This is a genomic window from Paenibacillus sp. FSL H8-0168, from assembly GCF_038592955.1.
GTDB classification, from domain to species: Bacteria; Bacillota; Bacilli; order Paenibacillales; family Paenibacillaceae; genus Paenibacillus; species Paenibacillus polymyxa_B.
The window spans coordinates 694,040-718,937 of sequence record NZ_CP151948.1 but is presented as its reverse complement, the minus strand read 5'-3'; the positions used below and the strand labels follow the sequence as shown (position 1 = coordinate 718,937).

Below are 24,898 nucleotides of genomic sequence, written 5' to 3'. Positions count from 1 at the left end.
GAGCCGCTTACGGCTGGGAGATGGATAGATCATGAATAAGAAAGCTGATGGATTTGAGGGTGAAAAGTTATATGTCCTTCCACCCTATATGCTGGATAAATTAAATATGAATCCGCTTACAAAAAATCTATATATTACGGATATAGGCTGCTTCAGCCATGCCCGCCATCATTTTCGTGAAAGAATGTACGGATGTGACTCTCATATATTCATCTACTGTGCCAGCGGAAAAGGTTGGATACGAACAAAGGATGGCCTAACGATTGACATGACGGAGCGAAGCTTTGCGTACATTCCCAGGGACATGCCGCATGCTTATGGGGCTGACGATGGAGATCCTTGGACGATTTACTGGTTTCATCTTAAAGGAGACCAAGTGGATGACTTTATGGCATTATTTGAGTCTTTTAAAACGTATATTTCCATGGCCGCCAGTGATGAAGTCAAACTACTGAAGCTATTTCATCAGTGTTACGACCTTTTACTGAACAAATCATACTCCATCATACATTTAGTTCAAGTATCGCAAACTGTCCGTTATCTGCTGAGTTTTGTTGTATCCGTTGCATTTCGCAAGGAAGACAGTACGTACCAGAGTCATGTGGATAAGGCAACACGCTATATGAGTGAACAATTGGAATCCACCGTTTCGCTTGAGGAGCTTAGTCGGCATGTTCAGGTATCCAAGCAGCATCTGAACTTGATATTCAAGCAATCCACCGGCTACTCTCCTGTCGATTACTATTTAAGAATGAAGATACAGAGGGCCAGTCAGCTTTTGGATTTGACGAATGCTTCTATTAAAGAAATTAGCATACAACTCGGTTTTAGGGACCCTTACTACTTTTCCAGGCTATTCAAAAAAATAATGGGCTGCTCTCCTTTGGAATACCGAAATAATTTGAAGGGTTGATCTATGTTCATCAGGAGTGTTCAAATTTGCTTCTATCGGGCTGCCGCAAGGTCACAGATCATTTACGAATCGGGGGTGCAAGGTCTATACTTAAGGTTAAAAAAGGAAGTTTTGTATGCTCCTCACGTTGAATCGTAGACTAAATGCAGCTATGCCGCTAATTACACCAATCAGCATTCTAATTGGCGTCCTAATCGGTACGCCGTTGTCAGAATATACAGAACTCTCTCCCTGGCTGTTTGCATTCATGACCTTCGCGGGCAGCATCAGTATGGGATTTAAGGATTTTGTCCATGTGATAAAGCATCCTGGTCCACTGATCGCCTGTCTGTTTATTCTTCACCTGGCTATGCCGCTTCTTGCCATGATGCTGGGGCATCTGGCTTTCAGTAATGATCCTTATACGATCACTGGACTTATTCTTGGTGCGGCTATCCCTACGGGCATTTCCAGCTTCGTGTGGGTCAACATCTATAAAGGCAACACGGCGCTGACATTGGCGATCATTTTAATTGATACGATTTTGGCCCCATTTGCCGTTCCGGGCATCATGTCCCTGCTGATCGGAGCGGATGTGCAGCTCGATACCTGGGCGATGATGCAGAGCCTATTCTGGATGATTGTCGTTCCTTCGCTAATCGGCATGGTGTTGAACGAATGGACTAAAGGGAAGATCAAGCAGGTATGGGGACCTCGGCTGGGACCGTTCTCCAAGCTGGCTATGGCTCTTGTCGTAATGATTAACGGATCTGTCATCGCGCCTTATCTGGTCGATTTTAATCTCAAGCTTGTCGGAGTATGCCTATCTATAGTCGTCCTTGCTTCCACTGGATATGCAATCGGCTATCTGATATCAGGACTGATGCGGTGGAATAATGCAGACCGTACGGCGCTTGTCTTTAACGGCGGCATGCGCAATATTAGCGCAGGAGCCGTGCTTGCCATCACCTATTTCCCGGCCCCGGTAGCACTGCCTGTTGTACTCGGGATGATTTTCCAGCAATCCACGGCATCTCTGGTCGGATTTCTGCTAAGTCGTCGCGACCGCGGCAACGCCAAGGAAAAGCGCAATACGGCCTCAGTTTCTTAAGCAAAGGGGGCTGGCGGCGGTTCCAGACGATAAAACTCCTCCTTATGAGGAGGAGTTTCGGAAGGGCGTTTCTATACGTACATGGTTGGAAGCCTGATGAAAACATGCATGCGCAATCATGTAAATGTTCACTTTCCAATCATAACATTTCTATTGAATCGTCTAGGGTAATAAACTAAGCCCCTGTAAAGAGCCTTTCGTGGCACAACGTTCAAGCCACATATTACCCTAAGGAAACTAAGAACGATATACACAGGTCGCAAAGTCTAAAACAGCTTTTGCGTAAGATTTTGAAATTGTGACTTCACTCCATCTTTCTGAAGTTCTGATTGTAAAACCTGATTAAAGGTTTGAAGTGCACGCTGGAATTTATTTTCACCTAATTCCGTAATCCGAGTATACACACCTCGTCGATCATCCTCGCATGTATGTCTTTGTAAGGCCCCGCAGTTTTTGGCTTCCATTCTCACTACGAGTCTCGATGTCGCACTTTGACTTAATCCCACCAATTCTTGAAGTTGCTGCAGTCGTAATTTTTTTTCCTCGGAATTCGATATAAAACCCAAAACGTAAAACTCCTTCAAGGATAAATCATAATTTTGTAGCAGAGCTTGTTCTAACTTATCATTTAAAGTGGAATGGATGTGAGACAAAGACAACCATACATCCAAAAGTTCGTTTTCATGTTGCAAGTTTAGACCACACCATTCTATATTGAAGTATCTCCACTTAGTTTAACCTATTGTATCAAGCTTAATTAGAATGGTCAAAACCCATACAATATTAACAAGATGTGAGTGATTTTGTTTACAGAAAGAACCATAACTGTGTTCAATGGAAAACGGGTGGGTTCACAATTGAACCCACCCTTCCGGAGAAATTAAGTATTAATATTTTTATTATTAGTTTCTCCTTTTCAATCTGTTCAATAATCATCTTATAGCTCTTATCTGGTATCTTTTTTGATCAGTCCGTTTACTTTTGTGAGACTGGTTGGGAGGGCTGAACAATCGGTCAAAGCGGCGCATCAATCCTTCAAGCGGACCAACAGGACGCTGGGCAATCAATAACCCCAGCAGCAGTGTTGCAACTGCGATCATTACGTCGCCGAACAGGACTCCATCCAGACTATGCCCAATCTTTGTCAGATCGAGAATCCACACCACTACAAACTGAAAGGCATACATGGTCAGGGCCACACGTCCGACTGCTGCGAAAGGCATTAATACAGCGGAAGCCTTTTTGGATACGAGGCATGCAACTCCCATTACCAGAAATGAAATCCCTAATCCTAGCATCGTCTGGAATGTCGAGGGGGTGTGCGGAGCCGTTCCCAAAAGGAGCTGCCACATAGGTGTCTCCGTATTAAGAGGCCAAATTGCGTACTCATCCGTCGGTTGTACAGGAACAACTCCTTGCACACTTATCAGCCATTGTCCAAAGTGAAGATTCCAATTCGGAAGTATAAAAGCGGCCAGCGCTTTGCCAATAACAAGCATAACGATACCACTGCCTGCGAGTATGAGAGCTGTGCGTAATCTGGTGAGGTCAAAGCGGCCAATGGCCATACCAGCAACAAACGCAGGAGTCAAGGCGAGAGCAGACATCGGACCTCCCGCGATATCACCTTCTCTTCGACTCTTCTACAGAGCTTCGAGAAGGAATATCGGTTTGTGTACCGTCGTAGGTTGAATTGGATATACCTGCTGTATCTACTGCTTTTTCATCCAATTTATTAGCAACCGTCTTTTCATTTACTTGATTTTCATTCAACTGGCTGTTTACGGAAAAAGCTCGGTTTTTAATCTTTGTCTCTTCCTCATACTCTCTGAGGATCTGCTCATCAGTTTAATACTGCTTAGCAACTTGCATTCGTCCCTGAAAATCCTGAACTCACATTTTTCATCAACCCGCATGTTCAGGATTGATGTTACGCTGTAGTCCAATATAGCCTGCAGATGTCGCTAAAGTTTGATCAAGTTGCAAACAAAATGTCACAACGGACGAAACTGGTTTATCACAAAAAACAACCTTATTCGCAGTTGATCACTGGAATAAGGTTGTTTTCAATATCATTAAAATTCACTCACGATTTGCCAGGGACGGCATTAAAAATTGAATTGGCCAGCAAACGCAAATTGAGGAATCCAGCTTTTCACATTAACCATCCCCATATTTCCATAAGCAATGTAAGGCTTCCCTTTCTCGACAAGTTTATCGGAATCGAATGATTCACAAGCACATCGGCATGCTGCTGATCATCGGTCACTTTAAAACCGAGATTTTTGAGCACATAAGCCGGTTCGCCGAGAGCAGCTACCGTAGAAGGTTTAAGAACTTTGCCAACGGGTTGGTTATTGCCTAATGCCGTTACATCAAGATCGTATTTTGAGGCCAGCGGGTGCAGATCGTCATAGGCGACTGCAAAGTCACCCGTTTCATATCCTGTTCCGCTTTTTGATAGCATCGTGACCACTTTGCCGGATTTAAGCAATTCATTAACGGTTTTGATGGCATCGTTATTGGTGTTTCGAATTAAAACATAGGCAGAATGATTCGGCATTTGTGTTGCCGGAATCGATACGGAAGTCACCGGAGAGGTTTGGCCCTCAAACACTTCAGCTTCTCTAACCACATCACATTCAAATCCTCGTAGGACTGGAAAATCCTGCACAATCCCGCCAGCTACGGAAGCATAATCTGAGACGTTAATACCATCATATAAAACCATGTTTGCAATGCCGTGTTTTGCCTGGTGCATATTTATGATAAATGAACCTGCAGGGTAGGTCTTGCCAGCAGCTGCTTTACTCATTGAAGTTCCGAACGTCACAGCGATAGAAGGTAATGAGGGGCTAAAGATCGTTTCACTAATTTGTGGGAAGCCTACTCAAACAATCAGTAATAATAAGCTTAGCTTTTTGTTTCCGATGTTTTTCTTCAAAGAAATCCTCTCCTAGATCATAATAGGTTGGAAGAAAAACATCGTAGCTTGGGAAATGGCGGCCTCACGAGCTTAATTTTATCTAAATCACTCATGAATTCACTCTTCCTTTGAACATACGAAGAAAATTGTACTTTTTTTAATACCTATTCAATAATACCCTATGCTTTTAAACCATGTGAATTAAACTACACTGCCCGTTAGTTCAATGGATTCATATACAACTAAAATCCAAACTCTGTTACTCTTTCAAGCCACTCACGCATAAGTGACTCAAATAATAGAGCCTGTTCAATCTGAAGATTATGGCCTGCTCGATCTAGAACGGCAAAGGTTGCTCTAGGATAATTGTCTAAAATTCTAAAAGCATCTATGTAACCAACAACTGCATCTTGTCGCCCAAGAGTAAATACTGTTGGTTTATCGAAAACTAATTCATCTATATTGGTGGAAAATCCATAGTTTCTTTGAATCTTGCTAAGAAAATCGTAGTCAGCGATCTTACAACCTGCCACGATCTCTTCAGAATACCTTTTCCAATTATATTCATTGAGAACAACTTGATTTGCGCTAAAATCACTTATTTGCTCTTCACTTAAGGTGTCCATAAACTCGCGATCACAATGAACAACAAAATGCTCGGGAAGTATTCTTCTTTTGTGTTCAGGAATAATTAATGGACAAATCAGTGCAGCTCCACCAATACGATCCTTATGTCTATTAATTATTCCTCTTGTAATATAACCACCGTATGATTCGCCTGCTATGAGATAATCTTGGTTTGGGACAAGAGTTTCAATAAAATTTATAACTGCTTCTAGCATATCATCTGAATTACATATTTGATCGTAATCCTTTGTTTGTCCCATTCCAGGTAGATCAAGATAGATACGACGCCAACCGGGGATATCTTCAAATATCGGTTCCATACACCCACTCATTAACCGATGGTCTGGTGTAAAACCATGGATCATTATAATCGGTTTGCCTTTACCAATTTCCTCGTAATATATATTGGCATTCTTGACTTTACAATATGGCATACAGACTCCTCCAATTGATTTATTTATAATGTGCTTATACTAAAAAAAAATCTACATTGCTTTATCTAGCACACCAGATCTCCGTTTCCGTTTCGTTTTGATTATATACGCATATATAATATATGTAAAGAACACTTGTTCGCCATTCTTATTTCCGGAGTCAAACTAACCTGCCTGTTTTATTATTCATCACCATATAAAGTAGAAAAACCTTGATTCATCAGTGTTTTTGACGAATCAAGGTCCTCACTCTGTCTCAAACATGTATGCAAAAAATCTCATCTATTAATTACCTTTGTCTCAACTATAATGGTTACTCACATGTGTGGTGTCATAATTAATGAGAAAACAACAAGTTGAATATATGATAATTCAACGATCATTTTCATAATTAGTGAGAACTCATTGACTCGAATTTATTCGGTCCACCCTAATTTTTCAAAATTTTATGAGAATATACGCAACTCTAAAAAGGCGTATTTATACAATCAATAAGAAGTTGTACTACTTCTTCATTGTCAATTGTTAGCGAATAATAATGTTTTAGACTAAACAATAAAGAACTAGACTGAGATAATAAAGTTATAGACTGGCGACGCGTGGCCCGCATGCGCAGCTGCAGCTTGCTCCCCAGCTCTTCCGGAATGAAGTCCAGCTTTGCGATTGGCGCGCTAGCGACGGCGGCCGGTGTAATTAGAAAATATAGTCTTAGACTGGAAAATAAAGTATTAAAGATATAAACTACGAATATGCTTTTTTCTTGGGTCCTCTCATATGATGAGAGTAATTCAGTATTCGAGGAGATGATCTTGATGAACAAGAACATAGGGATTAAGGATATTTTGGTAAGGTTCGACGAGATTTCGAAGCATTATGTTCGGGAGCTGGACAAGTATAGTCTGGCGGAACTGTGTCGCAAGCCAAGCGAGAACGAATGGTCGCTTGGGCAAATGTACCTGCATCTGCCTCATTCCACGCTGAACTTGCAGCTCCTTCTTGCGGAGCAGTGCATGGCGCTCGGTGGCGGCAGCGAGGAGGGCGGCGGGAAGACGGAGGCCGGCCATGCCGTGTTTGAGCAAGGGAGCTTCCCACCGGTTCGCATTCAGGTACCGGCCGACTTGCTATATACGCCTCCTCAGCCAGAGAGCAAGGAGCAGCTTGTCGCCAAGCTGGAGGAAGCAAGGCGCCGCATGCATGAGATTGGGGCGTCGCTGCAGAACATAGACCCAGAGCGGCTGCAGCGAAAGGCGACTCATCCGGCCGTAGCCTTCGGCGCGTTAAACGCGGTCGAATGGTTCACGATGGTGGAGATGCATTACCGTCATCATCTTCTTCAAAAGGAGCGGCTGGACGCTTTCTTACAAACTGCAGAGTTATTAGGCTAACAGGACACGATAGTTGAATGTTGACCACAACAGCGGCCAGTCTAGGATTTTATTTTCGCGTCCTTATCTGCCGCTGTTGCATTTGTCGGATCAGTCTAAAACTTTATTTTCTTCGGGCATCAATTATGATTATTTTTCTGTGTACATACAATAAAGTTGTGTACTGAAGTCCAGTATTTTTAATTAATTCATTAAAAAAATAGTACTAATAATATTATTAAAGTACTTATTTTAATTTCATTTTATATTAATATGTGCGTCCGTTTTTATATTTTCTAATATCTCTTTAGAATACAATTTTTCTAATAGAAGTTCTAAAACTAGATCTTCGTACTTTTTAAGCTCTTTTTCTATCCAGTAAAAGGTAGTACCTAAAATTTCTTTCATGTCATCAAAGGATATATCTTCTCATAAAGGAGTTCCTTAAATTTTGCTTCCCACAACAGCAAATCACTGGATTTTCCCGGTGCTGGTCAGTGTCAATGATGCAGCCAACTGAATGTTTAGTGCAGACAAAAACAGCTCCTGCATCTGCAGGAGCTATTCTCTGAACGGATACAATTATCTTTTGTGCATTCCTTTACGCTGACGATAGGAGCTACTATGTTTTCTCCCCGCTTTGGAATACGTGAATGAAAGATATCCCGTCAATTTCATTTATTTAAAGATACGTTATTTTTTTATTATTACAGAAAGATCCCCTTCAAAAATTTTTTGAGTCGTATGATTAAAAGTAGATAAATTCACAGTTACAATTCCTGTATTCTTTCGGTTATCTTCTAGATTAATGACTTCAACAACTACATGTAACTCATCATCAGGGTATACAGGTTTTATAAATCGGATATTATCCATAGCAGTACCAGCCACTACATCTTCACCGTATGAACCACACTCTACCCATAGTTTAAATGTTAGGGCTAATGTTTGGATTCCTGAAGCAATAATTCCTCCAAACATGCCTTCCTGAGTTTTCTTCTCATCCAAATGCATGTACTGAGGGTCAAATTCAGATGCGAATTCCATAATTTTTTCTTTGGTTACTTTTATAGAATCAGTCTCGAACCGCTGCCCTACAAAGAATTCATTAAACTTCATATTACACCTCTCGAAACCGGATACTTTTACATAATGAATTCCGCAAAATTTAATTGTCAATAAGAAATTTATCTTTAGCTAGTATGTTTTTTGGAGCTTTTTGGCTTGGTCAATTCGAAGCTATGATGCACCATATCGTGAATTTCATCTTCTGGCAGATCACCATCTAATATTACTGTATTCCAATGTTCCTTGTTCATGTGATAACCAGGCTTTACCTCTTCAAACGCTTTTCGCAAAAAATCAGCATGATCAGGGTTGCATTTTAGGTTGACGCAAAGATGCTCATCATGATTGTATATCAAGGCGAAAATTTTTTTGTTCCCTTGATGTCTCATCGCAGTCCATCCGTCTCCAAAAGGGTGATCTTCATATGAACTTGGGTATGATAAGCAATGCTTAATAATTTTTTCTATTGTCATGACGAATTTCCTCGATTTCTATTGGATCATCTATACATTAAAGCAATTAAGTTTCTTTGTGGCTTGCATACCATGCTGAAATTTCTTCCATCCGTTGTTTAAATTTCATTTCAGATCCTTGTATAGTGGGGTGGTAATATACGCGTCCGATGAGAGAATCTGGCATGGTCTGCATCATTGTTAATTTTTCTTGAGTATCATGGGCATATTTATAACCTTTCCCGTAATTCAGTTCTTTCATCAATTTAGTCGGAGCATTTCGTAACTGTAAGGGAACAGGTTCATTTACGGAATGCAGGGCGTCTTTTTTTGCAGCTCTATAGGCCAAATAAGCTGCGTTGGACTTCGGGGCCAAGGTGAGATAAATGACAGCTTGGGTTAGATGTACATCGCACTCTGGCATACCAATAAACTGACAAGCCTGGAAGACAGCTACTGCTATCTCCAAAGCTCGGTTATCTGCTAAACCAATGTCTTCACTTGCAAATCTGACCAATCTTCTAGCAATAAATAATGGATCTTCCCCGGACTCCAACATGCGCGATAACCAGTAAATTGCAGCATTAACATCACTATTTCTCATCGCCTTATGCAAAGCAGATATGATGTTATAATGTTCCTCACCATTTTTGTCATATAATAATGACTTGCGATTTAACATTTGTGCTAAATCATTTTTATTCACTACAATGGCTCCATCTGATTTTTTCCCGTGTAATACAGCCATCTCTAGTGTGTTTAAAGCTACTCTGGCATCTCCATCGCAATATTCAGCAATCGCTGATAAAACACCGTCTTCGATCTCGATTGATTGATTATTAAACCCTTTTGGGTTCGCTAATGCTTTTTGCAATAGCTCTAAAATATCTGCATGATTGAGTGGATGAAGCACAAACACTTTACTACGAGAAAGCAAGGCTGAATTCACTTCAAACGATGGATTTTCGGTTGTTGCTCCAATCAATATAATGCTTCCCTTTTCCACATAAGGCAGAAAGGCATCCTGCTGTGCTTTGTTAAAACGATGAATTTCATCAATAAATAAAAGTGTTTTCTCACCTAATTGCCTGTTTCCTTCAGCTTCTTTCATGACACTACGAATATCTTTGATACCGCTAGTCACAGCGCTAAAATCAATAAATTTAGATTGGGTTTGATTGGCGATTATTTTAGCTAACGTCGTCTTTCCCACTCCTGGTGGCCCCCAAAAAATCATAGATGAAACTTGATCATTCTCAATCATTTCACGTAATACTTTTCCGGGTTCAAGCAAATGTTTTTGACCTACAAATTCTTCTAAATTTTGTGGACGTACCCGATTTGCTAAAGGCCGTCCCTGATCATAATCATCATCAAATAAAGATCCCTGGATCATAAAATCACTTCCTCAAACAACATATTTTAAAAAAGTACACGAGAAAACATTAATATATAACTACAATTAGTGTTTTATTCAATATGAAAGGTAGTAGACACTCGAGTAAGTTAATAATTTCAAAGATGCTGCTGTCGAAATTCTGCAGGCGTACAACCTGTTTCACGTTTGAAAAATTTACTAAAGTGGGTGGCCTCCTTGAAGTTAAGCTTTTCCGCAATGTCACTAATAGAATAGTCCGTATGCATCAGCAGACGTTTTGCTTCAAGATTAATCCGGGCCGAAATGAAAGCTTTTGCACTTATTCCAACTGCTGCCATAGTTGCTCGAGTTAGAGTTTTTTCCGTACAGTTTAGACGAGTAGCGTATTCACTGACATGGCTCAACTTAGCGAAGTATTTCTCAACGAGTTTCTGGAAGCTTATAAAACGCAGCGATGTTTGAGAATCTATTGTTTCGTTCATCCGTTTGCATTTATGAAGAATACTGAGCCAAGTCACAAATGCATAGAGTTGGTAACGCAACAACATATGAATATCTTCTTCTGTCCCTTCAATCAACAAGTCTTCGATCATTCGTTCAATAGAAGCGATGCTACGACGCAACTCATTATGATTTAAATTTAGAATGCTTGGTAGCCTTCCAAAATCAAAAGCTAGTTTAAGCTCATTTAATGTTGATGTGTTAGGTATAAGAAACTCCGAACGAAACAAAATAATCCAACCATCCCAATTCTCATCATGTCCGAAATTATGAACTTGACCTGGGGATATGGCAAGAAAGGTTCCTGTGCTACAGGAAATCGGCTCAAAATCGACCCATTGTATACACTCACCTTGAGTAACACATATAAGCATATAGAATTCATATCTATAAGTTACACTCATCCTTTCTTTGGGTGTCCGTTGTTTAAGATCAGAGACTCGAAAAATTTCTAAATCGTATGGATAAGGTAGTACAGGTTGATATTTAAGACGTTCTATATTTATTTTTTGCTTTGATATGCGAACCACTACATAAACCTCCTTTACTCAAAATGTAGAATGTCCGAAAAGTATCATTTATTTTCCCGGTTTTGCCTTTATCATTTGTGTTTAATGACCTAAAATGATCATATCACTTCCAACATCTAAAAAAAAGGAGCAAAAAAAATGAGTGTAAATATCAAAGAATTAGCTGAAACTGTATTGAATATAGAACGCGCTAATAATGAACGGTGGAATCAAGGAGACTGCTTTGGGTACCTGGATAGTTACAGTGATGATATTTCATACTTCGATCCTGTGACTGAAAAACTTATTGTAGGTAATTCAGCGGTGAGAGAACATATTTTGTCACGCTATAAAAATCCTAATATTATTCGGAGTGAATATCTCAATCCAGATCTCGCTGTCAGTGAAGCTGGTGATTTGGCTGTGTTGAGTTATAATTTACACAATTATGTAGCAGGAGAAGATGGACAAGAAAAACTTCAAAAATGTTGGAATACTACTGAAGTTTTTCGTTTAATTAATGGCGAATGGCGTACAGTACATTCCCATTGGTCTTTTGTCCGCCATCCTGGGATTATATCGGGTCTTGATGCGTTCTAAATACACATCTTTTACTAAAATTAATTAAAACTCCCTTTATCAGTTGAACTGGTGGAGGGAGTTTCTGTTCATTCGGAATTTCATTTATATAAATATTTAAAATGAAGGGGTATCTACCATGCAGATTGTCCATACCAAGCCATGGAGCGTAAGGTTGAGATAACAAGAAAAATATTAACGGAGATGATTGAATCTCCACCAGATTTCCTTCAAATCCAAACAAGAAGTCCTCTGGTGGTTAGAGACCTCGATATACTTTTAGAATTACAACAACATTGTGAGTTATTAGTTTCTATGACTATTGAAACAGACCGAGAAGATGTAAAGCGACTTTCTGCACCTTTAGCTCCAGGAATCAACCTGCGCTTAAAGGCTCTTAGAAATGTCCATGCAGCAGGAATTGCTACACAGGCATCCATTTCTCCTCTTTTGCCCTTCACGCCAGATTTCCCCAAAAGATTACAGGGGATTGTTGATCGAATATATATTGATTCGCTGAACATTGGAGATGGTTTAAAGGGGAAGCGATCCGAGCAATTGGGTATGCCTTTGTTGTTTCAGCGAAATGGGTTTTCTAAATGGTATCAGCCTGATATTCATCTAAAAACGAACAACTATTTTAATAAATATTTTGACGAAAAGACTATATTCTTATCTTCTAGTAGAAAGTATCCTCTAAAGGGGAAATTATGCACAATTGATTAATCTGCAAGGAAATGGGACATTAATATTCTCTATTAGGAGATTCAATTGATGAAAACTCAATATATTTTACATACAAAAAGAGCAACTAAACTGGCTGCTCTTTTTGTATGTAAAAGAATGTCACTGATGGAATGCCCTCCAGATTGGAGTTTCGACGCTTCACGTAGATGCGAATCCCTATTACAGGACGGGAAAAGGAGCTACGATTTATCGGTTCGTGAGCGACCAATTTTCCTCTTTCTACACGAAAGTCATCAATACGAACACTCGGGATGCCGTACACGTCATCGACGGTTTGCTCCACCATGAAACAGACTTGGCCATCGAGGTGCATTATACGGATACAGCCGGTTACACCGATCAAGTCTTTGGTTTAACGCATTTGCTCGGATTTCGCTAACAGGAAAGGATTCAAAAGCTTTTGACTTGTTATGCAATTTATATTCGCTCTGATTGAAACCTAAGCAGTCACCCTCTGAATTTAATAAAAAGCCCGATGATACGTGCTCATCGGGCTTTTTATTAAATACTTACTAAGAAGAAATATTCTTGTTATCTGTCATTAATAATTAGTTTAATATAAGTTTTTTGAGATTTTTTGTGCCATATGCTCAATTCTAGGAATCATCAAATTGTCATCTATCATTTTCATTTTATCGGGTTTAAACAACTGGAATTTCTTTAGATTGTAATAGTCAAATAGCACTTGAAACACGGTCAATTGGTTCTCCATCAAGTACTTTACATCTAAAACATTACTTAGAATCTCATCTTGCATAACGATAAGTCTACCCTCAATCTTATTAAAGACCCCACTTTTAATCCCTTCATCATAGAAAGCCAATTCCTGATCTTCTCGTTGCTTCATAGCTTCTTTTAGGCGCTCATAGGTCTCAGGATAACTACTTTCAAGGTCCCTTACGCTCCATTGGGTAGAGGTTTCCTGACAGATGCAGTTAAACCAGCCCACGAGTACCCCGAAGAAGATATGCGTCGATTCGATGAGCGTTGGCAAGGGGAAAACTTTATATACAACCTAAATGCAACTGAACAACTTAAAGAACTCGCTTCTAACAAAGGGATTTCTGTAGCAGAATTGGCACTAGCTTGGCTTCTTAACCAAGGAGAGAATATCGTCCCAATCCCTGGTACACGCAGTGTTACGCGGCTTGAGCAAAACATTAATGCTGTTAATGTTAATCTTACTGAAGCTGATCTTCAACGTATTAAAGAGATCCTCCCACACGGATCAGCCGGTAGCCGGTATCCAGCTGGGATACTAGAGAATTTCACTAGAGATTGATAATAATTACAATTAAAAAATTGAATAAGAAAACAGCTAACTAAGGATGATATGCTCCTATCATAGGAGACAGTAGAACAAACAAAACTTCTACTGCTACAGTGATGGGAGTTTTTCCAATTGTCTAAATGAAGTTCAACCTCTTTAGAAACGAAATTACATGTCGTACAGCGATGCCTTGAACTTAAGTCAAATGCATACTATGAGGCAAAACAGCTCGGAGTGCGCAAAGGAACGGTGAACGATCGGGTTAAAGAGAACTCAGATTCATGGACAATCTAATCAGTAGAATTGAAGATTGATATATTGTCTGGCATTCTCAAGGTTTTAATGAGGAAATGTAATTATTATTTGATTCTATGTAAAAAGGCGCAACTCCATTTTGGAGTAGCACCTAATCCTTCATTATTTCTTGCTACCAGCCAGCCATAGATCAACTACAGCGAGAATAGCTCCAGCACCAACCATTGCTCCTTGAACAGCATCCTTCATTCCAGAATCTTCTCTACTTATGGCTGATGCTAAGAGTAAAATAATTACCCCTGTGCTCAATAACTTATACGTTCTTGTATCCAATGATTAATCATATTCAATCGCCTCCATAGTGTGCTTAACACTTTCCTTAATATTTATATAGTTGTTGTGCGGTGTCATAATTAGTGAGAAAATTATCGCTATCCAACTCATGTAAGCCATAAAAATCATAATTAATGAGAATATCCTCATTACTGTAATGCATAAGTATACATCCACTTGTATAGGCTTCATATTATCTTTATTAGCTCAAAAGACATCAAAAAAAGCTTGCCAGCGACAATCTTTTTCAATGTTTAATTTCAACTTAAAATAGCGACTTTCAGCGGGACAATGTTATCGTGGTTTTAGAATTGCTTTCTTGTAAAAAATATGAATTTAGAAGAATCACTTCGGGCGGGGCTTTGCCATGACAGAGCTGCGCGAACCCAACATATAGAACATTCAAAGCAGATACAACGCCATTCCAGCCGCGACTTTGCTGCTGTTTTTTTACATTTAACATCGTTACACCACTTCTACTTGGCAATTTATACATCGTTATTTTCTAAAAAATGTTGCAAACGCCCTAGCTGCAATAGATGATGCTGTATTGCATTTTAACTAGTAAAAACCACTCTGTAGCATTAAATGCATCGAAACCGGGATGAAGGATTTTATTCAAATCCGGGTGCCTGACGCAAGGTGATTTCAGTACGTTTCATCCGTTCCACTACACCACGAAGTCCTTCTATAAACTGCTCCTTACTCTTCGGCTGCTGCGGTGTGTACTGCGGCGAATCCGGGACCCGTATCCGAATGGGTGGAAAACTTCCAAGCTCAGACACTGCCTTGCCTTACCACTCTCTGTTTTTTCTCCCATGATCCCCAATGCGGCTTCGCTTCCGGCCAAACTTTGGTCAACATTACGCAAATGCATGAATTGTATCAAATGCATATACATTTGCCCAATCGACCTTCTTTCTCATGCGGTTTTGCATGTAGTTGCTCCATATTGAGGTTTTCTAGTTCAACTAAATACCGTTGGACCGTCGTTTCAAAAGACCTGCAATGCTTCTGCTGTACTTCTGATGAAAACAACACTCCTCATTTATTCTAGATATAACCCCAGATCGAGTAGAAACGGGCGGCAAGCCCCTGTCCTCGCACGCCTCCCCAGATAAGAGCGCCATTTTTCTGCCCGCAACCACTGGAGTCTACAGGGATGCCCTTGGCGACTTCGGATTTCGTTATGCATAAGTGACTCATCTACGATCCCTGCCTCAAATCCAGTTCGTGTACCTTGGCTCGTGCATTTGCCTCCAGCTTCCTCTAGATTCCACCTCGCGATGAACCCCCTTGAACACCCTTGCTCTTGGTAACGGTAGGCGTTAGCTCAGCCTACGTTCGGGACTCTCACCCTAGAGATGACGCCATGCTTAGCGTACTATAAAAAACGCTACTGACAACAGCAGTCAGTAGCGTTTTATCATTCTTTCGGCCTCTTCCCGAATCCGACAGCATAGAGAACCGGTTTCGGAACCTCCACGTCTCCTACCTCCCCAGTTGAGGTTAAGGTGCAGGAGTTCCTCCAGCGTTCAAACGACGATGGACAAATCCCCTGTTTTGGGGCTTGAAAGATAGTATCATAATAAGACCGCCCGTACCTCCGACCATTCTGTAATCATATATTTTTATCATATCGCTTTTATTTACAGCATTATTTACGGTGTCTTTTTTGGGAAATGTATATAAAGAAGTCGTAGATGCTAATTCTTCATAAAGAGATTCGTCATTAATTACCTCCTGGGAACAGTCGGATAATAATTTTTTTAGTGAATTATCTTGTTGACCATTCCACGTGCAAATTTATCAAAGGCTACACTATGTTAACCCTAGGTTGGTCGGACGGGTTTAGCTTTGCTCCACTTGATTTTGTTATGCTCTCTTCCGCCAAAATCACCAATCGGTTGTGTGAAATGGCTTCGAATCTTTCCAAACGCAGTCACGGCTACAAACGCCGGATGGAGGCCTTTACTCGGAAGCCGGATGCTGTCGTAGCCTTGCTGGAACGAGCGTTACGTGCAGGCTTCACCGCTGACTACGTGCTTATGGATAGCTGGTTTACGCAAGCTCCACTCCTTCGTGAGTTCGCCGCCCAAGGGCTTCCCGTGATTGGTATGGTGAAAGAAATGAAACAACGCTATCTGGTGCAAGGCAAGCAAATGACGCTTCGCGAAGTGTTTCAAAGTCTACTTGCATCGAATGCAAAAGACATTAAAGGCTCCCTCATTGTACAGACGGCTTGCGGGCTACCGGTAAGCTTGTTTTTGTTCGCAGCCGGAATAACAAACGGGAATGGCTTGCCATTTTAAGTACAGATGTCACGCTGGATGCCGCAGAAATCGTACGCATTTACGGCATGCGATGGCGTATTGAAACTTTTTTTAAAGTCACCAAAAGTTATTTGAAACTAGGAACAGAATTTCAAGGACGCTCTTTTGATGGGCTGATTAGCCACACCACGATTGTATTCAGCCGATATTTAGCGATGGAATACGAACGACGTCAATCGAGTGATGACCGGACACTCGGAGGACTCTTTTTCCTCTTTGCCGATGAAGTCCGCAATCTGGATTACCAGACTGCGCTTGAGCAACTCATGAATTTATTTTTCGAAATGTCCCAGGCAAAACAAAGAAGAACAAAACAGCTGTTTTTTGTCGACTCCAGGAATGGATCTCCGGTTTACCCAGCTACATCAAGGGTTTGTTTGGAGATTTGAGCTGCGAAAGTTAAGTTAGTCATAAGTCCATCTCCATTTTTCTTTATAATCGGTTCTAAACGCCGATTTTAATTCCATGGAATAATAAAAAAACGGCCGCTGTTCGCATCGTTTGCGACAAGGCCGTTTTTTGTTTTTCGTACGCTAGCTTCAACTTGCTATTCTTGCCAAACACTCATAGGGTCCCATGGCTTGATCTGATCGCCATATTTTCCGGCCAAAAAAGCTTTCATGTCTTCCAGCTTAGCAGGCACCTCGTTCCAAATTGGAAGGGGTGGTAACCCTCGTTTGCTTTTCAATAGGATATCCACTGTAACATACAACCGTTCTGGCTGAATCCAATGAAGGAAGCGGGAAATATCAATTTGCTTGGTCAGGGACAAGGTATCAATTTCGTCATTGTAATGCTTGTTAAACTCGCTAATCAGGTTCAGAAGGTAGTCTCTTTGCTCCTTCACGAAGTCCAGGCCGCAGATGGCGCCATGTCCTGGAACAACGATTTCGGGTTTAATTTCATCAATAATGCGATCAAGCACTTTAACCCAATTGAGGGTTCCCTCTTCGCTGTATGCCGTACAACCGTTAAACACGACATCGCCGGCGAACAGCACCTTTTCTTTTGGCATCCACAGCAGCAAGTCACTGTCAGAGTGGGCCGGAGCTACGTTGTAAATCATAACTTCCATATCGCCAAGACGGATGTTGATATCGTCCTTTATCTCAATATTCGGGAGCACCCATTCTACGCCTTCCAGGTCGAATCCTTCAAATTCCGCTGCAAAAAACCGCTCGCCCGAAGTCGATTCCGGAGAATTCTTTCCTCTTCTGATGACGCTATCCATCCAGGCGATATTTTCGGTGAGACGCTCTCTGGACGCTTCCTTGTGCATAATAATGGAAGCATCTTCAAACACTTTGTTTCCCCAAGCATGGTCACTGTTATAGTGCGAATTCACCACATATGCGGGAGAGCCGCCGTTGCTTACTTCCTTAAAAGCCTCCCGCATTTCCCGCGCATGGAACAAATCGAAGAACGTGTCATACACCAGCCCTCCGCCCTTGTTGATGAACCCGGCATTGGCCCAACTGATGCCGCGATACGGCGAAATACCGGCAAAGACGCCATTTGCGACTTCAAAAAATTTAACGCGAGGTTTTTGGATAATACGTCCATACTTCATGAAAATTCTCCTTTGCGTATATGTTTTTGGGGTAAAGCACACTGATTATGTCTTTAGTATAGAGAATCGAAAACATAAATGCAAGCAAGCACTTGCATGCATTTATGTTATGCAATATGATAGTAACAGAACAACATCAAACAACATGGATGGAGGCGCTGCAACATGAAGCTAGTAACCTTTCAAACCAAGACATCTCAGGAACCTTTGTTTGGGCTTGTAATTAACGAGAAATTTGTCGTGTCTTTTGCCGCAATCATGAAAAAGCAGGGAACATTCGTTGACAGTCTTGAAAGTATGGACAGCTATCTTCATTATTTGCCGGCAAGTTATGATGCCGCTAAGGAATTGATGCAATATGCTGTCGAACTGTCGCATCAATTCAATGAAAATGAAGTCTGCCCGATTGCAGCGGTAAAATTGCTGCCGCCGGTTCCGCATCCGGCTGCGCTTATCGATTTCGGGCTGACGCCAAGACATCTGAGAAATGCTGGCGGAAATCTGCTGCAAAGAGAATACACAGGACCGGAAAGAGAAGAACTTAAACGAAAAATTGCTGAAAAATTTCAGCAAGATCCGAATAAAGTAATTTTCAGTTATTACAAGTGTAACCATAATGCATTAATCGGCGATGGGGATACGATACATTGGCCTTCGTACTCTTCCTACCTGGATATCGAGCCGGAGCTGGCCTTTGTTACAGGGAAGGGGAACTGCATTGCAGGTTATGTTATTTTTAACGACAGTACTGTTCGCGATGTGCAGTGGCCTGATTTCCTGGCGCTGACTGGACCGACGCGCTGCAAAGATTTTGATCGCAGCAAAGGAATAGGACCATTTCTGGCTACGCCGGATGAAATCGGCAACCCGCTGGCACTGGATGTGGATGTACGGATCGGGGAGAGACTGCACTGGAAGGGAAGCACATCCGAGTATTCTGTACACCCTGCTAAAGTGATGGAGGAGATTCTCAAAGTTTTCACGCCGCTCCCGGGCACGATTATAGGAATGGGGACGATACCGGATTGCTGCGCAATCGAGACCGAACAATGGCTGTTGCCCTCTGACCGAATCCAGATTACATTTGATAAATTAGGCTCGCTCACGCAATTGGTGCCTGATCATGTCAAGATTACTGAACCAAGCCGCTGGGAAAAAAGAAGCGATTTGCCTTAAATAAACGTTTATGAAAATGATGAACCCCGACCCTGCTGCATATGCAAAATCTTGTAGTAGAATAGGTTTAACATATGTAAAAGGAGAAATGCAATGCAAACTTCAGACAGAATCATTGAAGCCGCGACACGACTCATCAAAAAGAAGGGCTATCGGGGAGTAAGCACCAAAGCCATTGCAACGGAAGCTAAAGTCAATGAATCTACGATTTTCCGGCAATTTGGAAGCAAGCAAGGCATATTGGAAGCCATCATTGAAAGACATTCGGATATCCCGCAATTTGAGAAGCTGTTAAAAGAGGATGCGACCGATAATCCGGAAGTAGATCTGCTGAATGTAAGTCAGCAGTACCGTTTGTTTTTCCATAAAAATGCGGACATCATTTTGATTGGCATCCGTGACAAAGGAATGCTTCCCGAATTGGACAGAGTGCTGGCCGATCCGCCGGTGAAGCTGCACTCCTTGCTGGTTGAATATTTTGAACGCCTGCAGAAGAAAAAAGTTATAGCCAGACAGGATGAGCGTCTTGCCGCCATGACTTTCCTCTCGATGTGCTACGGATTTCAGATGAGCGAGCTGATTCACCGGCAATATCAGTCCCAACTCGTCACCGAGGAAGAGTTCTACAAGCACAGTGTCTCATTGTTTGTTAAAGGAATCTTGTCTCAGTCATAAGCTTTATTGATTTATTTAATGATAAGTCTAACTTCTCCTCTCAAAACATCACCAATTATTAATCATCACCATATAAAGTAGAAAAGCCTTGATCCATCGGTACTTCTGATGAATCAAGGCCCCCACTTTGTCTCAAACATATATTGAAAAAAATCTCATTTATTAATTACATTTGTCTCAACTATAATGGTTACTCACAATGTATTGCTAAAAATTTAAATCTTATAAGCCTTCATGGCTTTTCTTAGCTCTTTGAACGAAGGACGTTTGCCATACATTAATACGCCCGTACGGTAGATCTTGGCGGCCAGCCAACCGAACAACAAAATAGAGGCGACCAGAATACCAAGGGACAGCCAGATTTCCAGCAGGCTCGCCCGCTCCAGACCAATCCGCAACAGCATGACGGTCGGCGAGAAAAATGGGATGTACCCGGCAACCTTTACGAAAATCGTATCAGGTGCGGCGATATTGAAGATACCGATATAAAAGGCTGCTAGTGACAGCACGGTAATCGGCATGATCGCCTGTCCCAACTCCTCGGTACGGCTAACGATGGAGCCCACCGCAGCGAACAATACTGCGTACAGAAAGTAGCCGAGGATGTAGAATACCAGACCATAGCCCAACACCGCGATATTCAGTTGCGACAGATCCAGCCCGGCTGAGCTAAGAATGACATTATTATGCGGCAGCATAAGGTTGGCACATACAACGGCTGCAAAAACAGCAATTTGCAGTAGACCGACCAGGAAGATGCCGATAATTTTTCCGAACATCTGGGTCAACGGCGATACGCTTGTGATGAGAATCTCCATGATACGTGAGCTTTTTTCCGATGTCACCTCTGCAGCAATCATATTCCCCGTCATCATGGAGGAGGTGAAGAATAAAATCATCAGTACGTAGACCAAACCATAGTTAATCATAGAGGTCTCTTTTTTCTCTGTCCCCACGGCTCCCCCTGCCTCAGACGGACCGTCTACTTCCCTGCTATCCACCAATACAGGTGTGCTAATTTCACGAATTTGATCGCTGGTCAATGCATTGCCGCCCATAATGGCTTTGACCTTAGCTTCCTGAAGTCCCGTCTGCAACAATGTAATTACAGCAGGAGATGGCTCTTTTTCTACAGAGACGTACTCCACTTTAGGAAATGTGTCTCCCTTAGTGGCAGGCTCCGTGAACTGCACGTAACCTTGCAGCTCCCCGTTTTTCAAGGCTTGCTGCATGGCCAGCGTTTGTACGTTGTCATAACGCACCCAGATGGCTGCCGGGTTGGATTGCATCTTTGTAAATTGCTCCAGCTGATTCGCCACTTCTATCCGGCTCCCAGCAATCAGTCCCAAGCGATGATGCTCGGCTGCCGTTGTGCCCGAACCTCCTGCCCCATCTCCTTTAAACAAAGAAATCATATACGGCAGATTCATACCAATTGTAATGAGCAAGGCCAGTACCAGCGTTGTAATGATAAAAGATTTGGTTCTCGCCTTCTGACGAAACGTAAAACCGATCACCGTACCCAGTCTATTCATGGGAATCCCCCACCTCTCTAATGAAAATCTCGTTCAGCGTAGGTTCCTTGATCTCAAAATGCTCTACATCCGTTTGCTCCAACGCCGTTTGTAAAATCAACTTCGCCGCATCCGGCTGCTCAATATGCAGCATCCAGCCGCGATCCATAGGCTCTGCACGGCGCACGCCGGGCAGCTGCTCCAGTCCATTCACTTCACCTGTAGTAATGAGACGAACCTTTTCACGTGGGTAACGGCCCTTAATCTCCTGCACACTTCCCTGCACAACTGTATTGGAGCGATGCAAGATCGTAATATGGCGGCACAGTTCCTCCACATGCTCCATGCGGTGGGTCGAGAATAAAATCGCAGCCCCATCGTCCCGCAGCTCTTTCACCGTATCCTTAAGCAATTCAACGTTCACCGGATCAAGCCCACTGAAGGCCTCATCCAAAATAAGCAGCGTGGGGCGATGCACAACAGCGGCAATAAAGCCCATTTTCTGCTGATTCCCCTTGGATAGCTCCTCAATCCGCTTGTCGTAGTATTCCGGCACTCCAAAGCGTTCCAGCCAGTAGCGTAGACTTTTGTCCGCCTCCTTGGCCGACATGCCGCGCAGCCTGCCCAAATAGTTAATTTGCTCGCTCACCTTCACCTTGGGGTATAGTCCACGCTCCTCGGGCAAATAGCCCATCGTCCGTTGAAGCTCCTTGCTGTAGGGCTTGCCCTCATATTGAATGTTTCCTCCATCAGGGTAAATCAGACCGAGCACCATGCGCATCGTTGTCGTTTTGCCTGCTCCATTGCCTCCCAGTAGTCCGTAAATCTCCCCGCCGTTCACATTTAGCGAAATTCCGTTCACCGCCGTGTGGTTCCCATATTGCTTCACGACCTCTTTCAATTGCAGCATGCTCATGATTACTCCGCTCCTTTTTTCTGCGTGTATGTCTCCGCATCATCTGATAGTTGTCCCGCAGACCAATGTATTAAAATATCATCCAGCTCCAAACGCCGCACACGGATAGGGCGAATGCCCGCTTGTTCCAATATGGCGCTGGTCTCTCCGGCTGCCAACGTTACAATTCGTTGCAATCCGCCTTCGCTCTCCGTCTCTACCACTCCCGGAAGCTCCGATGCCTCCTCTGGCGTGCCCTCAAACCACATTTCCTTGCTATTTTCGAGCAAATGGTCTTTTTCCAGCTTGCCGAGCAGCCTGCCATCATGCATCAGAACAATATAATCCGCCAAACGCTTAATCTCGTCTATAATATGAGTAGCAATAATGACCGTCGTTTTGCCGTTCTCCATACAATCCCGTAGTTCTTCCAGCATGATCTTCCAGGCAAAAGGGTCTAAACCCGACGAAGGCTCATCCAGCAGCAACAAACGAGGGTGAGGTGCCAAGGCTGCAGCCAGCTCAAACTTACGGCGCTCTCCCTTGGACATACGCGATAATTTCGTATGCTGAGGAACCTGAAATCGGTCCATCAGACGCCGAAAACGTGTTTCATCCCAGCCGGGATACCACAAGGCTCGAAAAGCCGCTGCTGCTTCTGCTGTGAGTCGATCTTCCTCACGGGTCGGCTGCTCTGACATATACCCAACCCATTGTCGTGTATCTGCCGGCATGCCGTCTGGATACGCTTGACCGAACCAACGAATTTCACCGGAATCCGGGTGGATAAGCTGAGTCAGCAGATGAATCAATGTACTTTTGCCCGATCCGTTATGTCCAGCCAAAGCGACTACATATCCCGGTTCAATGGTTAGATTAATCGGTCCAATTTCCCGGTTACCTCGGGTTTTATAGACTTGGCTCATCTCAATAATGGGTGTTTTTATCTGTATCTCCATAGGAACTTCCACATGATGGTTTACATCGTTTTTCACGGGCTTCACTCCTTCACTTGGACTTCATACCTTCTCTTCACCATTTCTGCGAAAAGCTCCAACAATTCCTGTTCTGTCATCTGCACAGCAATGCCTGTGTCAATCGCCGTTTCCAACGCCTCGGTCACTGCTTTAAGGCGGTAACCTGAGCGCTTATCGTCCTCAACCAAAGCTACGAAGGTGCCCGTCCCCTGCCGGGTACGAAGCAAGCCCTCGTTCTCTAAATCCTGATAAACCCGCCGGACGGTGATGACGCTGCAGCGGAGCGTCCCTGCAAACTCCCGAATGGAGGGAAGCAGCGTCCCCGCTGCAATCTGTCCGGTTACGATGAGTGAACGAAGTTGCTTTTCAATTTGTGCATACAGCGGTTCCGCGCTATTCTCATCAATTTGCACTGGTATATTCACCTGCTTCTCCCCCCCTTTTTATCTATCTTTGTACACATACCGCTAAGTCAAGTCCCGTTTCATAAGCCTACGCTGTGTCACCTTATAGGACACCCACATACCCAGAACTCCTGCCAGCAACGCTCCCCACATCACCGGAGACAACAGCTGCCATTCCTTACTATAAAATGCCGTTATCAATACCAGATTGGCCCCACATACTCGAACTATAATCGTAACTATCCCACAAATGAGCATAATGACAATGGATATCCAAAAGTAGGATTTTCCTTTTTTAAGAAATTCCAAATGAATATAAATGGCTTGAATCAGCATTCCGTAGCCTATCCAGGTAAGTGCAAACGATACAAAGAAACCTGTACTGGCATATACACGAAACGTAGCTGACAACGTAAACAAGAGAGTGAAAAATATTACACTATTCACAATAAACGCCAAAATCGCTTGTTGAATTCGACTCATAATCACCGCGTTCATCGGTATAGGCAAGGTGCGGAAAAAGGCTAGCATATGCGTATAGGAATCTTCCTGAAGATATTTAAATGCACGACGGTTATAAATGAATCCGAGAAACGGAATCAACACCAGCATGATAAAATCGGCTACTGGACTCAAGTTTCCACGTTCATCCCAATGCACACTTACAGCAAAACTCATGGTAAATCCCAAATACGCAATAAACAGCAATGTCCACAGCATGACATATGGATTGTTGCGAAAATCCTGCCGGGTAATCTTCCATGCCTGCTTGATAATTGTCATTTTCTTATCCCGATCCCTTCTGCACTGCCTGTAATGACGACCTCGTTCTCTCTTCATACGAAGTTATTATTACAGTAATCAGTGTTATTACTGTATATATCTTTATACACAGTATATAAACCATG

At 42.5% G+C, this 24,898-nt stretch carries 24 protein-coding genes and 3 pseudogenes; 10 read left to right on the top strand and 17 right to left on the bottom strand.

Annotated features, from left to right (window positions below; genetic code table 11):
* Nucleotides 1–31: 31 nt before the first annotated feature.
* Complete coding sequence (locus MHI21_RS03345) at nucleotides 32–913, top strand: helix-turn-helix domain-containing protein (protein ID WP_342419424.1); 882 nt, start codon at nucleotides 32–34, stop codon at nucleotides 911–913.
* Nucleotides 914–1,028: 115 nt separating this feature from the next.
* Nucleotides 1,029–2,003 (top strand): bile acid:sodium symporter family protein, encoded by a 975-nt coding sequence (locus tag MHI21_RS03340; protein WP_076295395.1) that lies wholly within the window; start codon nucleotides 1,029–1,031, stop codon nucleotides 2,001–2,003.
* A gap of 266 nt (nucleotides 2,004–2,269) precedes the next feature.
* Here the strand turns inward: MHI21_RS03340 and MHI21_RS03335 are convergent, their stop codons facing one another.
* From MHI21_RS03335 to MHI21_RS03320, 4 genes and pseudogenes are all read right to left on the bottom strand, one after another.
* On the bottom strand, nucleotides 2,270–2,695 hold the full coding sequence (locus MHI21_RS03335; RefSeq protein WP_025719952.1) for a MarR family transcriptional regulator: 426 nt from the start codon (nucleotides 2,693–2,695) through the stop codon (nucleotides 2,270–2,272).
* A 240-nt stretch (nucleotides 2,696–2,935) separates the two neighbouring features.
* Nucleotides 2,936–3,631: pseudogene (locus MHI21_RS03330) on the bottom strand (DUF418 domain-containing protein); the annotation flags it as partial.
* A 527-nt stretch (nucleotides 3,632–4,158) separates the two neighbouring features.
* Nucleotides 4,159–4,818, bottom strand: a complete 660-nt coding sequence (locus MHI21_RS03325; protein WP_341162361.1) for a hypothetical protein — start codon at nucleotides 4,816–4,818, stop codon at nucleotides 4,159–4,161.
* Nucleotides 4,819–5,171: 353 nt separating this feature from the next.
* Complete coding sequence (locus MHI21_RS03320) at nucleotides 5,172–5,990, bottom strand: alpha/beta hydrolase (RefSeq protein ID WP_190298551.1); 819 nt, start codon at nucleotides 5,988–5,990, stop codon at nucleotides 5,172–5,174.
* Between the two features lie 812 nt (nucleotides 5,991–6,802).
* Here MHI21_RS03320 and MHI21_RS03315 point away from each other — a divergent pair.
* Nucleotides 6,803–7,375, top strand: a complete 573-nt coding sequence (locus MHI21_RS03315; protein WP_328801634.1) for a DinB family protein — start codon at nucleotides 6,803–6,805, stop codon at nucleotides 7,373–7,375.
* A gap of 672 nt (nucleotides 7,376–8,047) precedes the next feature.
* On the opposite strand, the gene MHI21_RS03310 is transcribed toward MHI21_RS03315, so the two are convergent.
* The 4 genes from MHI21_RS03310 to MHI21_RS03295 form a co-directional block, all read right to left on the bottom strand.
* Complete coding sequence (locus tag MHI21_RS03310) at nucleotides 8,048–8,473, bottom strand: MaoC family dehydratase (RefSeq protein ID WP_342419423.1); 426 nt, start codon at nucleotides 8,471–8,473, stop codon at nucleotides 8,048–8,050.
* 74 nt (nucleotides 8,474–8,547) lie between these two features.
* Nucleotides 8,548–8,895, bottom strand: coding sequence for an MmcQ/YjbR family DNA-binding protein (locus tag MHI21_RS03305; protein WP_341162363.1), 348 nt, complete (start codon nucleotides 8,893–8,895; stop codon nucleotides 8,548–8,550).
* A 46-nt stretch (nucleotides 8,896–8,941) separates the two neighbouring features.
* Complete coding sequence (locus tag MHI21_RS03300; protein WP_341162364.1) at nucleotides 8,942–10,270, bottom strand: replication-associated recombination protein A; 1,329 nt, start codon at nucleotides 10,268–10,270, stop codon at nucleotides 8,942–8,944.
* 119 nt (nucleotides 10,271–10,389) lie between these two features.
* The gene (locus MHI21_RS03295) at nucleotides 10,390–11,283 is read right to left on the bottom strand and encodes a helix-turn-helix transcriptional regulator (RefSeq protein WP_341162365.1); all 894 of its coding nucleotides are present in this window, start codon (nucleotides 11,281–11,283) and stop codon (nucleotides 10,390–10,392) included.
* Between the two features lie 138 nt (nucleotides 11,284–11,421).
* Between MHI21_RS03295 and MHI21_RS03290 the strand changes: the two genes are divergently transcribed.
* From MHI21_RS03290 to MHI21_RS03280, 3 genes and pseudogenes are all read left to right on the top strand, one after another.
* On the top strand, nucleotides 11,422–11,862 hold the full coding sequence (locus MHI21_RS03290; RefSeq protein ID WP_341162366.1) for a nuclear transport factor 2 family protein: 441 nt from the start codon (nucleotides 11,422–11,424) through the stop codon (nucleotides 11,860–11,862).
* A gap of 141 nt (nucleotides 11,863–12,003) precedes the next feature.
* Nucleotides 12,004–12,567: a receptor-mediated endocytosis protein 6 gene (locus MHI21_RS03285; RefSeq protein ID WP_341162367.1), complete on the top strand. Its 564-nt coding sequence runs from the start codon at nucleotides 12,004–12,006 to the stop codon at nucleotides 12,565–12,567.
* A 136-nt stretch (nucleotides 12,568–12,703) separates the two neighbouring features.
* Nucleotides 12,704–12,964, top strand: a pseudogene (locus MHI21_RS03280) (Tn3 family transposase); the annotation flags it as partial.
* Nucleotides 12,965–13,141: 177 nt separating this feature from the next.
* On the opposite strand, the gene MHI21_RS03275 reads toward MHI21_RS03280, so the two are convergent.
* On the bottom strand, nucleotides 13,142–13,537 hold the full coding sequence (locus tag MHI21_RS03275) for a hypothetical protein (protein WP_341163792.1): 396 nt from the start codon (nucleotides 13,535–13,537) through the stop codon (nucleotides 13,142–13,144).
* On the opposite strand from MHI21_RS03275, the gene MHI21_RS03270 reads away from it, so the two are divergent.
* Nucleotides 13,496–13,870: an aldo/keto reductase gene (locus tag MHI21_RS03270; protein ID WP_341162368.1), complete on the top strand. Its 375-nt coding sequence runs from the start codon at nucleotides 13,496–13,498 to the stop codon at nucleotides 13,868–13,870. The two genes, MHI21_RS03275 and MHI21_RS03270, sit on opposite strands and share 42 nt — an antisense overlap.
* Before the next feature lie 1,190 nt (nucleotides 13,871–15,060).
* Here the strand turns inward: MHI21_RS03270 and MHI21_RS03265 are convergent.
* On the bottom strand, nucleotides 15,061–15,231 hold the full coding sequence (locus MHI21_RS03265) for a hypothetical protein (protein WP_155399775.1): 171 nt from the start codon (nucleotides 15,229–15,231) through the stop codon (nucleotides 15,061–15,063).
* A gap of 268 nt (nucleotides 15,232–15,499) precedes the next feature.
* Entirely contained in the window at nucleotides 15,500–15,652 is a 153-nt protein-coding gene (locus tag MHI21_RS03260; protein WP_341162369.1) for a hypothetical protein, read from the bottom strand.
* Between the two features lie 581 nt (nucleotides 15,653–16,233).
* On the opposite strand from MHI21_RS03260, the pseudogene MHI21_RS03255 reads away from it, so the two are divergent.
* A pseudogene (locus MHI21_RS03255) lies at nucleotides 16,234–17,182 on the top strand (transposase); the annotation flags it as partial.
* Nucleotides 17,183–17,326: 144 nt separating this feature from the next.
* On the opposite strand, the gene MHI21_RS03250 reads toward MHI21_RS03255, so the two are convergent.
* Nucleotides 17,327–18,349 (bottom strand): MBL fold metallo-hydrolase, encoded by a 1,023-nt coding sequence (locus MHI21_RS03250; protein WP_341162370.1) that lies wholly within the window; start codon nucleotides 18,347–18,349, stop codon nucleotides 17,327–17,329.
* 165 nt (nucleotides 18,350–18,514) lie between these two features.
* Between MHI21_RS03250 and MHI21_RS03245 the strand changes: the two genes are divergently transcribed.
* Both MHI21_RS03245 and MHI21_RS03240 read left to right on the top strand, forming a co-directional pair.
* On the top strand, nucleotides 18,515–19,525 hold the full coding sequence (locus MHI21_RS03245) for a fumarylacetoacetate hydrolase family protein (RefSeq protein ID WP_342419422.1): 1,011 nt from the start codon (nucleotides 18,515–18,517) through the stop codon (nucleotides 19,523–19,525).
* A 93-nt stretch (nucleotides 19,526–19,618) separates the two neighbouring features.
* The gene (locus MHI21_RS03240; RefSeq protein ID WP_013369248.1) at nucleotides 19,619–20,200 is read left to right on the top strand and encodes a TetR/AcrR family transcriptional regulator; all 582 of its coding nucleotides are present in this window, start codon (nucleotides 19,619–19,621) and stop codon (nucleotides 20,198–20,200) included.
* A gap of 215 nt (nucleotides 20,201–20,415) precedes the next feature.
* On the opposite strand, the gene MHI21_RS03235 is transcribed toward MHI21_RS03240, so the two are convergent.
* Genes MHI21_RS03235 through MHI21_RS03215 form a run of 5 tightly spaced genes read right to left on the bottom strand, consistent with a single transcriptional unit; the run spans nucleotide 20,416 to nucleotide 24,773 of the window.
* Entirely contained in the window at nucleotides 20,416–21,735 is a 1,320-nt protein-coding gene (locus MHI21_RS03235; protein WP_342419421.1) for an ABC transporter permease, read from the bottom strand.
* Nucleotides 21,728–22,630, bottom strand: coding sequence for an ATP-binding cassette domain-containing protein (locus tag MHI21_RS03230; protein ID WP_023986841.1), 903 nt, complete (start codon nucleotides 22,628–22,630; stop codon nucleotides 21,728–21,730). The genes MHI21_RS03235 and MHI21_RS03230 overlap by 8 nt, the downstream gene beginning before the upstream one ends.
* 2 nt (nucleotides 22,631–22,632) lie before the next feature.
* Nucleotides 22,633–23,568, bottom strand: a complete 936-nt coding sequence (locus tag MHI21_RS03225) for an ABC transporter ATP-binding protein (RefSeq protein ID WP_342420166.1) — start codon at nucleotides 23,566–23,568, stop codon at nucleotides 22,633–22,635.
* Between the two features lie 41 nt (nucleotides 23,569–23,609).
* Nucleotides 23,610–24,011: a GntR family transcriptional regulator gene (locus tag MHI21_RS03220; RefSeq protein WP_039270421.1), complete on the bottom strand. Its 402-nt coding sequence runs from the start codon at nucleotides 24,009–24,011 to the stop codon at nucleotides 23,610–23,612.
* A gap of 42 nt (nucleotides 24,012–24,053) precedes the next feature.
* The gene (locus tag MHI21_RS03215) at nucleotides 24,054–24,773 is read right to left on the bottom strand and encodes a hypothetical protein (protein WP_209949373.1); all 720 of its coding nucleotides are present in this window, start codon (nucleotides 24,771–24,773) and stop codon (nucleotides 24,054–24,056) included.
* Nucleotides 24,774–24,898: the final 125 nt, after the last annotated feature.

Coding starts and splice junctions, on each gene's coding strand:
- MHI21_RS03290 (WP_341162366.1), top strand. CDS start 11,422: ATGAGTGTAAATATCAAAGAATTAGCTGAAACTGTATTGAATATAGAA.
- MHI21_RS03225 (WP_342420166.1), bottom strand. CDS start 23,568: ATGGAGATACAGATAAAAACACCCATTATTGAGATGAGCCAAGTCTAT.
- MHI21_RS03230 (WP_023986841.1), bottom strand. CDS start 22,630: ATGAGCATGCTGCAATTGAAAGAGGTCGTGAAGCAATATGGGAACCAC.
- MHI21_RS03215 (WP_209949373.1), bottom strand. CDS start 24,773: ATGACAATTATCAAGCAGGCATGGAAGATTACCCGGCAGGATTTTCGC.
- MHI21_RS03305 (WP_341162363.1), bottom strand. CDS start 8,895: ATGACAATAGAAAAAATTATTAAGCATTGCTTATCATACCCAAGTTCA.
- MHI21_RS03260 (WP_341162369.1), bottom strand. CDS start 15,652: ATGAGTCACTTATGCATAACGAAATCCGAAGTCGCCAAGGGCATCCCT.
- MHI21_RS03245 (WP_342419422.1), top strand. CDS start 18,515: ATGAAGCTAGTAACCTTTCAAACCAAGACATCTCAGGAACCTTTGTTT.
- MHI21_RS03250 (WP_341162370.1), bottom strand. CDS start 18,349: ATGAAGTATGGACGTATTATCCAAAAACCTCGCGTTAAATTTTTTGAA.
- MHI21_RS03240 (WP_013369248.1), top strand. CDS start 19,619: ATGCAAACTTCAGACAGAATCATTGAAGCCGCGACACGACTCATCAAA.
- MHI21_RS03300 (WP_341162364.1), bottom strand. CDS start 10,270: ATGATCCAGGGATCTTTATTTGATGATGATTATGATCAGGGACGGCCT.
- MHI21_RS03310 (WP_342419423.1), bottom strand. CDS start 8,473: ATGAAGTTTAATGAATTCTTTGTAGGGCAGCGGTTCGAGACTGATTCT.
- MHI21_RS03235 (WP_342419421.1), bottom strand. CDS start 21,735: ATGAATAGACTGGGTACGGTGATCGGTTTTACGTTTCGTCAGAAGGCG.
- MHI21_RS03325 (WP_341162361.1), bottom strand. CDS start 4,818: ATGAGTAAAGCAGCTGCTGGCAAGACCTACCCTGCAGGTTCATTTATC.
- MHI21_RS03285 (WP_341162367.1), top strand. CDS start 12,004: ATGGAGCGTAAGGTTGAGATAACAAGAAAAATATTAACGGAGATGATT.
- MHI21_RS03340 (WP_076295395.1), top strand. CDS start 1,029: ATGCTCCTCACGTTGAATCGTAGACTAAATGCAGCTATGCCGCTAATT.
- MHI21_RS03345 (WP_342419424.1), top strand. CDS start 32: ATGAATAAGAAAGCTGATGGATTTGAGGGTGAAAAGTTATATGTCCTT.
- MHI21_RS03320 (WP_190298551.1), bottom strand. CDS start 5,990: ATGCCATATTGTAAAGTCAAGAATGCCAATATATATTACGAGGAAATT.
- MHI21_RS03315 (WP_328801634.1), top strand. CDS start 6,803: ATGAACAAGAACATAGGGATTAAGGATATTTTGGTAAGGTTCGACGAG.